Source organism: Bifidobacterium tibiigranuli, from assembly GCF_009371885.1.
Lineage (GTDB): Bacteria > Actinomycetota > Actinomycetes > Actinomycetales > Bifidobacteriaceae > Bifidobacterium > Bifidobacterium tibiigranuli.
This window is the reverse complement of the sequence record NZ_QLZA01000004.1, coordinates 16,574-28,513: the sequence shown is the minus strand read 5'-3', so window position 1 is coordinate 28,513 and position 11,940 is coordinate 16,574. Positions and strand designations below refer to the sequence as shown.

The window sequence follows — 11,940 nt, the reverse complement described above, 5'->3', positions numbered from 1 at the left end:
ATATGAACGGCGGATACGACAGGCACCACACGGACATCGACGAGGCGCGCGGGTTCACCGACTGGTGGGAGGGCTTCCAGCGCACCCGCGCGGGCGACTTCCTGCGCGAGCACACGCCCCTGGTGCGCGCTCTGGCGTCCCGGGAGAGGGGGCGGCGCGCGATGGCGCTGCTCGTGCTGGCCCCGTTCCTCCTGTGCGTCCTGCTGGCCGCGCTCTTCCGGCAGTCGTGGATCCTCGTCCTCGGCGTCGCGCTGCTGGCCGCGCTGGGCGCGGCCGGCGCGCTCGTGTGGTCCTGGTATTCGGGCAGCCCGCAGCAGGCGGCCGACCGGTTCCTGACCGACGAGCATCTGCTGACCCGGCGCGAGGGCATGCAGCAGCTCTCCGACCGGGCGCTGAGCCATGCGGCCGACCATGCGATGCCCGGCACGCGCGCCATGCTCGACTCGGGCGACGCCAGGCGCAGGCCGATCAGCCCGAGCCTGGCCGGCGTGCTCCTGGGAGACTGCCATCGCGCGCACGTATGGCTCTCGATGGAGCGGCCCGCGTACGTGCTCAGCCCCGCGAGGGGCGGCAAGACCAACGCCCTGGTCATCCCCCTGATCGTGGAGGCTCCCGGCGCCGTGGTGGCCACCAGCTCGAGGAAGGACATCCTGGACGCGACGTTCGACCTGCGCACGGGCGGCTACGCGACGCCATCCCGGCGCGACTTCGACGGCTCGAGCCCGCATTCGGACGGCGAGCGGGCCTACGTGTTCGACCCCATGGGCATCGTGGGCTCCGTCCGCAGGTATTCGGACGCGCGCATCCGCTGGGACCCGGTGCCTGCCTGCCGGGACACCAGGAAGGCGCGCACTCTGGCCAGCGCGCTGGTGAGCAGCGCGAACTTCAGCGGCGAGGACGCGACCTGGGCGCGCATCGGCGTGGACATCACCCAGGCGCTCCTGCTGGCCGCCGCGCTGGACGGCAAGGGGCTGGACGACGTGTTCCTGTGGTCCCAGGACACGCAGGGCATCAGCCGTGCGCGCGCGATCCTGGAGCGCCACGAGCAGGAATGCCCCGAGGCGCGCGCCTGGGCATTGCCATTGGCCCGCCTGTCCGAGGACGACCGGCGCACCGCGTCGAACAAGCTGCTGACGATGTCCAGCGCGTTCAGCGCCCTAAGCCTGCCGCAGGTGCGCGCCTGGTTCAGGCCGGACCCGCTGGCCCGCCGCTTCGACATGCGCGCCTTCCTGAGGAGCAGACAGACGGTGTACCTGCTCGCCGAGCTGCGCAGCGTGAACGGGCAGGCCGACGCGAGCACGGCCGTGTTCAACTGCATGTTTTTGGATGACGTGCGCGACACCGCGCGCGAAATGGCCGCCGAGGCCGAGCACGGCAAGCTCGAGCCGTCCGTGAGCCTGATCCTGGACGAGTGCGCCAACATCAGCCCCTGGCCCGCCCTGCCGCAGGTGTTCACGGCCGGCTCGGGCGACGGGATCTTCGCGTGCGCCGTGTTCCAGTCCCGCCCGCAGGCCCAGGACGTCTACAGGAAGGCGGAGGCGCAGATGTGGGAGTCGGGGCAGAAGGTCGTGCTCGGCGGCCTGTCCGACAGCCAGACGCTGCGCGACATCAGCGCCCTGGTCGGCAAGCGCGAGGTCAAGAGCGTCAACCATTCCTACCGGGGCGGCTTCTGGCTCGGCGGCCGGCTGCGCGACGGGCTGGGCACGAACGAGCAGACGCAGCGCGTGGCGACGCTGGACGAGCAGGCGCTGCGCGAGATACCGCAGTGGTGCGCGCTCCTGATGAGTGCGGCCACGCCCGCCGCGGCCGTGAAGCTGATCCCCTGGTGGCAGCGCGGCTGGCAGGGCGAGGCGGACGAGGCGGACGGGACGGCGCAGGCATGGAGCGACGCCCCGCAGATGACGGTAAGGTGAGAGCCATGAACAACGGGAAGAACTCAGGAATCAGGGGCCGGCTGCGCGCGCTGCAGGACCGCCATCCGGCCCTCGCGGGACTGCTGTACACGCTGGCGGCGCTGCTGCTGCTCGGCCTGCTGCTCGCCTCCGGCATCATCCCCGGCCTGTACGGCGGCCAGCCGGCGCCCTCGCCCTCGCCGGCGAGAGCGTCCTCCGGCGCGACGGCGCAGGCGCCGGCGAGCCACAACCCGGCGCTGGACGGGGGCGACTGGCGCAACGCGTCGGCCATCAAGGCCAGGGACCTTATGCAGAAGATGAGCGACGAGCTGGACACAACCCTGCCGATCGACGGCAAGCCGCTGCTGCGCGACTACCTGGCCCCGGTCGAGCGGATCGACCCGCACGGCGACTACGCGGACGCCGAGAACGATCTGACCGACCTCGCCAAGCGGATCATCGCCCGGCCCGCGTCCGACCAGCAGGGCGTGAGCCGGGAGTGCGACCAGCTCGACGCCGCCTGGCAGACGTGGCAGGCCGAGGCGTGGAACTGGGCCAACAAGCTGCTCAACGAGCAGGTCATCGCCAAGAACGTGTCGGAGCGCGCCGCCCGCGAGTTCATCAGGAACCACCCGCAGTGGCCCTACTCCTGCCGGGTATGGGCCTCGCACGAGACCGAAGGGTCATTGGGCAAGCCCATGGCCCGCCAGGACTTCTTCTACATGGCCAACCGCATCAAGACCGCCGACAGCGAGCTGAACCAGTGCATCGGCGACATGACGCCCGACCAGTCCGGCCAGATGCCCCAGGACCAGGTCTCGAACGACGGCCCCCTGCCCGACATCAGCGTCAAGCCATGAGCGGATACGCGGGAGCGTTCTGGGATCTGCCGGCCGCCGACCATGATATCGGCGAGCAGCTGGGCATGGCTCCCTACGCCTTCCACGCGCGCGCCAGGCAGCCGGCCACGGCCGGCGCGGACGCCGACTTCGCGGAGATGCTGTGCCAGATCGACCACCGCATGGACCGCGCGCTGCCGGAATGCTGGATCCTGCACCCCTACCTGTTCGCCCTGCTCGACGCGCTGCGCTGCCAGTACGCGGCCTGCTACCTGCCGTTCATGACCAGGAACGGCCCGCACCATCCCCTCCCCTCGGCCGAGCAGACGCGCTTCTGGCAGGACGAGGACCGCGCGCTGTCCATGATCCGCGAATACTGCAAGTCGCAGGGCGTGGGCGACGGCGAGCACGAATGCGGCATCGGGCACGACGAGCCGGGAACGCTGAGCGCCGCGACGAGGCGGCGCCGCGCATTCTCGGCCGAGCACGGCATCGAGCCGGCCGGCATGTACCCTTGGGGGGCGAGCCTGGAGGCGTCCAGCGACGGCCGCCCCATCGAAGCCGATCACATGCCGCCCATCTCCATGCCCTTGCCCGGCGAGGACATGGAGGACGATTCCGGCGATCTCGGCCGGGATGCGGACGGCGGATTCGTCGACCCGCTCTCGGGGGCCATGTAGCCGGCCATCAGCTCCGGGGCCCGCCGCCGCAGCGCGCGCTCCGCGCTCCTGGCGTCGGCCGCGTCCATCGCCCCGAGCGTCCGCTCGGCGCCGACCCGCCGCGCCACCGACTCGTACAGGGGACGGGGCCCGCCGGGAGCGTCCACGCGCACGGCCGCGTACCGCTGCGAGCGGCTGAGCGCGTCCCACGCGCGCAGCAACGCGTGCTCGTCCGCCCCGTCGGCGCGTATGGCGATCCTCTCCACGGCGGCGGGGCTGATGGCGCGGGCGCGTTCGATCGCTCCGGCCGGGTTCGCGCTGCGCACCGTCGCGTACTCCCTGTCCCGCCCGATCTGGTCATGGGGCTGGCCTGCGGTCATGTCGATGAGCAGGGGCCGGCCGGACAGGAGCCTTCTGACGGTGCCGCCGTCGAAGCCGCGCGCGTCCTGGGCGGCGAGCCCGGGCAGCGCATCCGGGTCGGGCGGCGTCGCCCGGTAGACTTCTATTCTTTGCTCCAGGCGTTCGCGCCACGCGTGGTCTCGCCATGCGTCCTGCGCTCCGGCTCCGGGCTTTCCCAATGGGTGCTCGAGGTCGTCGACGTCATTCTCGGCGCGGTACGCCTCGATCTGTTCGATGAGCCGCTCCCACTGCCGCCGGCCCGAGCCTCCGGACTCGGGGGCGGGTCCGATGGCCTTGGTCCATGCGGGCGCGAGCCCCTTCTCGCCGTCGCGCGCCGTGCGTTCGGCCAGGCCGGGGGCGAGCATCGCCAGGCTCTGGTTGGCCATGCTGGCCGCGTCTTTGACCCTCTGGCTCTCGTCCGGTCCGGCCTGAGCGTGCGCGTAGCGGCCCGCGACCCATGTGTTGCGCCCCGCGTCCCGGTCGTTGATCTGCTCGTTCAATGCGCGGCGCACGCTGTTCGCCCCGCCCTGGATGCTGGTCCTGACGATGCGGTCGGCCTGCCGGCGGTCGATGAGCGAGGCCTCACTGTAAGCGGCGACCATGCCTGTGAGGGACTGCGGGTCGCCGGCGAGCTGGCGCATGCGCTCGGGTCCGATGACCTGCTCTTCGAGCCGGCGTTCGGCCAGGAGCCTCGTGTAGTAGTCCCATTCGACGGCCAGCCGTTTGGGCTGGCGCATCGACTTCTCGTAGCGCTGCCGCCATGAGGTGGCGAGCTCGGAGCCGCCGCCCACGTCCATGACCTGGCCCAGTCGCAGCCTGGCCTGCTCGATGTCCTCGGGCAGCAGGTCGCCGGCCGTGTACCAGCGCTCCTTGTCGGGGGCGGGGCCCTGGCCCTTCCATTCCCTGCGCCCGTCCTGTTCGAGTCCGGGGCGCTTGCGCTGCTGCCAGAACGCTATCTCGTAGGAGTCCATGCCCTCGGTCCTCATGTCTTCGGGGTCTTTGACCGCGACGTAGCATTCGTTGCTCTGGCGTCCTCTGGTCATGCCCACGTAGAGCATGGAGCGGCTGAACGAGTCGGCCTCCGCGCTCAGGTACGTGTATGAGCGCTCCACGGTCCTGCCCTGTGAGCGCTGCGCGGTCATCGCGTACCCGCCCTCCGTGCTGGACTGCACGTAGGCTGCCGGCAGCGTCAGCGTGGCGGAGCGGTCGCCTCGCCGGTGCACGTCCAGGGAGCCGTCGTCGTTGACTCGTTCGACGGTCCAGATGTCGCTGTTGCGCACGATGGTCCCGTCCGGCGTGCGCAGGCCGCGGTTGTTGGTTCGCGTGCACACCGCGTCGCCGCGCCCGGCGCTGCTCTTGTCGGACAGCGTGACGCGACGCTTCGAATCGACCAGCCCGAGATCCTGCAGCCTGCCGCTGATCGCGTCGTTGAGGTCTGCCATGTCCTGGTTGGTGGCGGTGACGAGGATCGAGTCGACGCCGCGGCTCAGGTCCGCGACCATGCGCTCCACGACGGCGCGCTCGGCGTCGGCCTCGCGCACGGCGTGGATGGCTCCGGCCTGCTCGTACTCGTCCAGGGCGGTGTACGTCTCCTTCTTCTTGTCCTTGATTCCTCGGCGCAGGTGCTCGGCGCGCACGGCCTCCCCGGGGTCGCGGAAGCGGAACACGGTGGTGAGCTCCTGGGCTCTGCCGTGGTCGACGAGCCAGCTGAACGCGCCGCTGCCCTCGCCGGGCGAGGACAATTGCATGCTGTCGCCCACCATGATGATCTTCGCGCCGTTCTCGGCGCACAGGCGGGACAGGAGCTCGACGCTCATGGTGTCGGCCATGCCGGCCTCGTCCACGATCACGATCCCGTTCCGGGGTATGCGCAGCGCGGCCGACTGGGCGCTGAGAGCGGCGACCTGCTCGCGGGCGGCGCGCCGGGCGGCGGGGGTCCGCGCTGCGCCCAGCCGCTCGTTCGCCCGGGCCAGGCGCGTCTGCAGGCTGCCGGTGCGCGCCTCGTAGAGGATCTTGGCGACGGTCTCGGTCTGGATGCCCAGGCTCTTCTTCAGTTCGCCCGCGCCGGCGGCGGTGGGGGCCAGGCCGAGCACGAGGCCTTCGCCCTGCAGCCGGCCGGCGCTGCGCACGACGGCGCGCAGGGTGGTGGTTTTGCCGGTTCCCGCCGCCCCGTTGAGCGCCACGATCATGCGCCCGTCGAGCAGCAGCCTCGTCGCGGCGGCGCTCTGGTCCTTGGCCAGCGGGTGCGCGGCTGCTGCCGATGCGGCCTCGACCGCGTCGGCGACCGCCTGCCGGTCGAGCTGGCGGGCGGGCTCGTACGTGGCGTCGGCGCGCTGGATGAACGCCTGCTCGGCGTCCAGCAGCTCGCGCGTGGCGAACACGAATCCCTCCTGGTCGTCGGTGACCGCGCGCCCGTTCCATCCGGTGATCCGCTCGTCCGCCTTCATGGATTCGCTGATCTCGTAGCGCTGCGCGGTCAGGGGCACCAGGCGCGCGGTCTCGACGCTGCACAGCGCGTCGATGAGCTCGTCCGCCTGCCCGTCGATGACGCGCACGCCGCGCACGAGGCGGGCCGCTTCGGCGCGCACGTTGTCCAGGGTGATGCGCGTGCGGTTCGCCTTCACGTTCTCGTGCAGCGCGCCGGTCACGCTCCTCTGGAGCTGTCCGCCCTGCTCTCGAATGCTCTGGTCCAGGAGCGCGGAGAGCTGGCGCATCGCGTCCCTGTCGCGCAGCGCGGCGCGCACGTCGATCGCGCTGAAGCTCGCGCCGACGCATGAGCCGGCGAGCTGCGCGGGGTCGATGCCGTGCTCGCGCATGGCGCTCTGCCAGGAGTCCATGAGCTGGCTCAGGCTCAGCGGCTGCTTCGGCTTGGCCTTCCTCGTCTCGCGCCATGCCTGCCGGTCGAGCGCTTCGAGCCGCGCCTTCTCCACGGTGTCGCCCTTGCTCCTCGCGAGCTCGATGAGCTGCTTCTTCTTGTCGGCGATGCCGTTGTGCCGGCTGGAGAACGCCTCGATGAGCTCGTCGCTGACACCGTCGATCTCGTACACGCTGGCCTTGCTGTCGAGGCTTTCGCGCCGGTGCCATTGCACGCCCAGGCTCTGGGTGAGCTTGTCCATGAGCAGGTTCGTGTGCCGTTCGCTGATCGCGACGGCGGCGCGGAACGCGCTGCCGCCGTCCAGGGCGCCGGCCTTGCCGTCGGCGCGCTCCACGAGGTTGGAGATGAGGACGTGGTCGTGCAGGTGGGGGTCGTGGTCGCGCGAGTCCCAGTGCGTGTAGGCGACGGCCACGACGCCCTTGGCGCGCTGCCGGACGACGCTCCCTCTGCCGGAGCGGGAGCTGGCGACGTGGGTCTCGAACCATGCGACGGATTCGCCCATGGCCTCCTTGTGGGCCTTCGTGATGGCGGCGCGCACGTCCTTGTCGCCGCTGGCCCACAGGATGTTGACGCTTTTGGGCATGTGGAAGGTCAGGTCGTAGCCGCCCACGACCTTGCCCGCCTTGATGCTCTCGTCGTTCATGCGCACGAGCTTCTTGCCGGTGTTGGGCTGGCGCAGCCCGTCGTAGAGGCGGTGCACCTGCTTGTTCGACGCCTGCGTTCCGGCCTTGAGGCCGTAGCGTCTCAGCCCGCTGCCGAGCCACACGCCGGGCGGGGTTCCCGGCGCGTTGTAGTAGTTGGCCATGCCGCCGCCGTGGTCCGAGAGCACGCTGTCGACCGTGTTCTCGTAGTACTTGGAGGCGGTGCCGGCCATCAGCTTGGTGATGCTCATTGCCACGAGGGCGCGCCCTCCCGTGGTCCGTCGCTGGTATCGGCGGGCTGCGCCTGAACTGCGTCGAGCGCAGCGTGATCCTGCTGGCTGATGCCGTTCCCGTCGCCGCCTTCCTGCGCCGGCGCGCCCTGCTCCTCGGCGTTCGGGACGCTTCCGGATTCGCCCGGCGCTGGCTCGCCCGGCGCTGAGTCCTCCTTCTTCCCGCTCTTGGCAGCTGGCCCCATCACCTCATCTCTGGCGCTGGCGATGGCCTGCGCGGTGGTGGCCAGGCCGTTGTCGCGGGCGTGCGAATCCGTCCACGAAAGCTCGTCGATGCCTGCGCACCGCACGTCGTCATAGGCCTTGATGGCTCTGGCGATGCCCGCCCGCCTGTGCTCCAATGTGCTGGCGAGCGTCCTGGCTATGCGTTGCATCCTCTTCGCCTCGGCGAGCTTGTTTTGGAGCTTTTCGATCTCGGCTTCCATGGATTCGTTGTTCTGTTTCATTGTGGTTCCTTTCTATTGAAACGCTTATTGGAAGGCCGGCCGGCCGTCTCTGAGGATGTCGAGATAGGGTCTGATCATGGGGTCGTCGTCGCCCAGCTCGACGCCGTACTGCTCCCGCTCGTACAGCTGCGCGTCCTCGAGGCCCCGCCATGCCTTCCAGTGCCGGCAGCGTTTGAGCATTGTGCTGCGCTCCTTGAGCTGCCGGTGTCTCATGGCTGTCTGCTCGTCGTGAGCGATGCCCCGCAGCTGCGCCTGGCGCCATTCGCGGCGCTGCTTCTGGTCCTGTTCGTCCAGGGCCTTCTCCTCTGCGATGACCTGCGCGGGCCGGTGGTCCTCGTACTTGTCGATGAGCTTGAGGAAGCCGCTGTGCCCGGCGAGCATCGGGTAGTTCGGGCTTCTGGTGTTCACGCCGAGCACGCCCCGGTCGAACATGAGGCGCATGTCCTCGCACGCTTTGGCGACGTCGAGCTGGAGGATGCGCAGCTGCCGGTACTGCTCGTCGTACTGCTCGCGCCATGACCCGTTCGCCGCCTCGCTGGCTTCGAGCCGGCGCTCCATCTCCTCGATCCGCGCCCGCGCCTCCTTCATCTCCTGTCGCGCGGCGCTGCCCTCGTGCTCGTAGTAGTACTTCTTCTGGCACGCCTCGGAGTCGAAGCGTTTGAGCTCCCCGTTCCGGTTGAACTCGACGGGGAACTCCTTCCCGCACACGGGGCATACGCTCATTGCCTGCCCGCCCATGTTCACACTTCCTTCACATTCGTTTTCCTCTTTCGAGGCTGTTCCCATTCAACCTAAATCGCCTTCCGCGGATCCGCGGAGCGCATGCGTCACTGTTTCCCGACTGCGACGGCTGGAGCCTTCCGCCGTTTCGCACTGCGTCGTTTTCGGCCTTAAGCCGTTTAAGATGGCTTATTTCGGCTTTATTCCGCCGTTTCCGGCCGTTTTTGCTCCTTGGGAGCAAGAAGTGCATTGATCGATTTTCATGGTTTTCGATGAAAGCTCTGCTAGATCATCTGAAAAATCTGATTTCGTTTCTGCTTGCTTCTCGTATAATTCTGCTCTGACTGTGCTCATGATTGTGTTCTCGTTCTCACTTGATTCCTGTGGTGATGGTTCGTCTGCTGCTGTGATTGTTTGCTTGTGGCGTTGTGCTGTGGTGACCGTCATGCTCGTGCTGCAAGAGCGGTGGCGCGGAAAAAAATTCGGGCCGTCTGCGTGTGCAAACGGCCCGTGTCGGGGTGGCGTTGGTTTTTCTATATGCTACTGGCTGTCTTGCTGGTCGAGGTGGTCGCACAGCGCGTCCAGATCCTCGAACCCGTATTTGCGCGCGATGGCATCGGCCTCGCGGCGCAGCCGGTCGGCTTCGCTGTGGAAGCCGCCGTCTCCGAGGTCGGCGTCCTCGGCGGCTTCCGCCGCATAGTTGTCGGCCCAGTCCGCCCGGCTGATCAGTTCTTCGACGCGTGCGCTGTCCTCCTTCGTGATGGTGGCCGGCCGCCCGACGCTCCCGCTGCTTGCCTGTCCTTCGTTCATGATTGCTCCTTCGGTGTCTCTGGCTGGTTTTGGTTTGTCGTCTGCTGGCATTGGGCGAGGATGGCGCGGATGGCGCAGGCGCTGCCGCCGGTCGTCTTGCGCTGCCAGCGGGTCAGTCGGGGCGAGTAGTGGAAGCCGTGGCGCTTCAGCGTGCCGCGCGTTGCTTCGCCGGGCTTGGCGTCGAACTGGAAGTACGTGTATCCTTCCTCGCCGTCCTGCACGAGCGTGAAGGGTTCGCCCGCCGGCATGGTGCCGGCCTGCTCCTCGCGTCCGGCGGCCTTGTGGCGTCGGATACTTTCGATGCGCTGGCGTATGCGGCGCATGTTCGCGTTGTTGTTGCTCAGCGTGAAGGACTCGTAGGGCGCTGGCTCGTTGCTGGCGCGGGCTTTCTTGTTGGCCTGCTTCATTTCCGTCTGCCTGGCCTCGAGCCGGGCGAGCTTTTCTGCGAGCAGCTGCTCGGCGTTGTCCTGCGTGCTGCTGATGCTGCTGCCGCACGCGAGGATCGCGGCGCGCGTCCTCTCGAGCTGTTCGTCCTGCTGCGCATAGCGGCGCATCATGCTGTCGGTTCGCCTGGCCATTTTCTCGGCCGGGTAGTTCGCGGATCCGGTGAGCATCACGCTGGGGATTCGCGCGCTGCGCTCGTTAAACTCGTTGGTCTGCGTGGCGAGGATCGCGGCGTACCGGTCGGCCAGCCGGTCGATTCGCTCGTGGTAGCTCTCGTCCACTTCCTGCTTGCGCTGCTCGGCGAGCTGGCGTATCTCCTGCACGGCCTGCTCGTGTTCGCTGGTGGCGCTGCCTTCCCGGTAGCCTGCGAGGCTGCGTGCCTGCTTCGCCTGTCGGGCCGCGCTCTCGCTGATTGCCTGTGCTGTGTTCATGTCGTGTGCTCCTTGTGCTCCCTGTTTTTTCTTTTTGGCCGGTTGGTCAAGCGAAGCGTTATCGAACAAAGCGGGTTCCGTCAAGCAACGCTCGCGGTGTTGTTCCGGCGCGTGTTGCTTGACGGGTTCCGCGACTTCGATATGATCCAAGGCGAAGCCGACCGGCCAAAAAGAAAATCCGGGACGGCGGGCGAAGCCCGCTCCTCTCGACGGCGGCCGCGGCCGCTGTCGGCTCCGGCCCTATTCGGCCGGGGCGCGCGCCAGGATGGCGCTCCGCCTTCGCCTGCCGTCCGGCGAAGTGCCGGCTTCGAGTCCCGCCCGTTTCCCGGGCGGGCGAGAAACGGCATCGGCGCGGCCGGGCGGAGTCCGGCTGGCGGGGCCGGATGCCGCTGGCGGGGGCTGGCTAGTCGAGGGCTCTTTCGAGGCTCGCGCATATGATGCCGTCGCGCGTGCTGTAGTCGCGTGCGGGCGCGAGTTCGTAGGCTATGTACTGCTCGCCCACCTGCTTGCACAGTTCGAGCGCTCGGCGTGCGGCCGGGGCCAGCACGAGCATGTCCATGTCGTCGTCGTCGAGCTCGTCGAACCCCTTGGCGTCCAGCTTGCTCTGCGCGGCGTCGAGGTCGGCTTGAAGCTGCTGGTCGCTGGCTTGGCCGCCGTGGCGCGCGCAGAGCTTGGAGAACACGCGGGCGGCTTCGCGTTCGGCCGGGGTGGTGGCGATGTGCGTGAGCTGGCCGAGGCTCGGCACGGCGTACAGCCTGGACGTGGGTATGGCGATGGTGATGTCGGCGCTCCACGCGCTGCCGCCGGTTCCGTAGTCGCGGGTGCGGCAGCTGATGGCGTAGTCCTTGGGGATGCTCCCGTTTCTTTGCAGCGTCTTGATGTCCTTGCGCATGGCGGCGACACGCTGCTTGGCCGTCTTGCTCGGGTCGTACTTGCCGCCGGTGTATCGTATGCCGTCCTTGTGGCTGTTGGTTACGGTCGGCTGCGCGATGTCAGGCGAGGTGGGTGCGTTCATGTCGTGTGCTCCTTCGGTTTGCGAGTGGGGTTACTTGCTGTGCTTGCTGGTCGCGATGCTGAGCAGCGCTGCGGCGACGGCGGATGCCGTGGCGATGCCGGCGATGAGCGTGGGCCAGCCGCCGAGCGCGGCGTTTGCCTTCGCGATGAAGAGGTGCAGCGTCAGATAGCGCATACGCAGTTCATGCCAGCGCCGGCAGCGTGCATAATGACGCGACTTCTTCGCCCAGTAGCGCTCTTGTTGCTCCAGTTGGCTGTCCGTCAGCTTGGGCGGCACGGCCGGCCAAAGGTATGCGTTGTTTGCGGTTCCCATGCAATTTGGCGAGGTGGCTGCGTTCATGATGTGCGCTCCTTGTGCTCCCTGTTTTTTCTTTTTGGCCGGTTGGTCAAGCGAAGCGTTACCGGCCAAAGCGGGTTCCGTCATAAGAACACGCGCGGCGTTGTTCCGGCGCGTGGGCGTTGACGGGTTCCGCGACGCCG

At 68.5% G+C, this 11,940-nt stretch carries 11 protein-coding genes; 3 read left to right on the top strand and 8 right to left on the bottom strand.

The window, feature by feature from the left end; translation table 11 throughout:
* Nucleotides 1–2: 2 nt before the first annotated feature.
* Genes DDF78_RS04210 through DDF78_RS04200 form a run of 3 tightly spaced genes read left to right on the top strand, consistent with a single transcriptional unit; the run spans nt 3 to nt 3,411 of the window.
* Nucleotides 3–1,913 (top strand): type IV secretory system conjugative DNA transfer family protein, encoded by a 1,911-nt coding sequence (locus tag DDF78_RS04210; protein ID WP_024463942.1) that lies wholly within the window; start codon nt 3–5, stop codon nt 1,911–1,913.
* A 5-nt stretch (nt 1,914–1,918) separates the two neighbouring features.
* Entirely contained in the window at nt 1,919–2,752 is an 834-nt protein-coding gene (locus DDF78_RS11700) for a hypothetical protein (protein ID WP_024463941.1), read from the top strand.
* A complete protein-coding gene (locus DDF78_RS04200) occupies nt 2,749–3,411 on the top strand; it encodes a hypothetical protein (RefSeq protein ID WP_051922015.1) in 663 nt (220 codons plus the stop codon). The genes DDF78_RS11700 and DDF78_RS04200 overlap by 4 nt, the downstream gene beginning before the upstream one ends.
* Here the strand turns inward: DDF78_RS04200 and mobF are convergent.
* The 8 genes from mobF to DDF78_RS04160 form a co-directional block, all read right to left on the bottom strand.
* Nucleotides 3,297–7,556, bottom strand: a complete 4,260-nt coding sequence (gene mobF, locus DDF78_RS04195; protein ID WP_024463939.1) for a MobF family relaxase — start codon at nt 7,554–7,556, stop codon at nt 3,297–3,299. The genes DDF78_RS04200 and mobF overlap by 115 nt on opposite strands.
* Nucleotides 7,553–8,041, bottom strand: coding sequence for a hypothetical protein (locus DDF78_RS04190; protein WP_152580522.1), 489 nt, complete (start codon nt 8,039–8,041; stop codon nt 7,553–7,555). The genes mobF and DDF78_RS04190 overlap by 4 nt, the downstream gene beginning before the upstream one ends.
* 24 nt (nt 8,042–8,065) lie before the next feature.
* Nucleotides 8,066–8,779 carry an eL24 family ribosomal protein gene (locus tag DDF78_RS04185; RefSeq protein WP_152580521.1) on the bottom strand — a complete coding sequence of 238 codons (714 nt, stop codon included), beginning with the start codon at nt 8,777–8,779 and terminating at the stop codon, nt 8,066–8,068.
* A 171-nt stretch (nt 8,780–8,950) separates the two neighbouring features.
* On the bottom strand, nt 8,951–9,208 hold the full coding sequence (locus tag DDF78_RS04180) for a hypothetical protein (RefSeq protein ID WP_152580520.1): 258 nt from the start codon (nt 9,206–9,208) through the stop codon (nt 8,951–8,953).
* A 93-nt stretch (nt 9,209–9,301) separates the two neighbouring features.
* Nucleotides 9,302–9,571, bottom strand: a complete 270-nt coding sequence (locus tag DDF78_RS04175; RefSeq protein ID WP_024463936.1) for a hypothetical protein — start codon at nt 9,569–9,571, stop codon at nt 9,302–9,304.
* Nucleotides 9,568–10,446 (bottom strand): hypothetical protein, encoded by an 879-nt coding sequence (locus DDF78_RS04170; RefSeq protein WP_024463935.1) that lies wholly within the window; start codon nt 10,444–10,446, stop codon nt 9,568–9,570. The genes DDF78_RS04175 and DDF78_RS04170 overlap by 4 nt, the downstream gene beginning before the upstream one ends.
* 403 nt (nt 10,447–10,849) lie before the next feature.
* Nucleotides 10,850–11,461 carry a hypothetical protein gene (locus tag DDF78_RS04165; protein WP_024463934.1) on the bottom strand — a complete coding sequence of 204 codons (612 nt, stop codon included), beginning with the start codon at nt 11,459–11,461 and terminating at the stop codon, nt 10,850–10,852.
* A 30-nt stretch (nt 11,462–11,491) separates the two neighbouring features.
* Entirely contained in the window at nt 11,492–11,800 is a 309-nt protein-coding gene (locus tag DDF78_RS04160; protein ID WP_024463933.1) for a hypothetical protein, read from the bottom strand.
* Between the last annotated feature and the right edge of the window lie 140 nt (nt 11,801–11,940).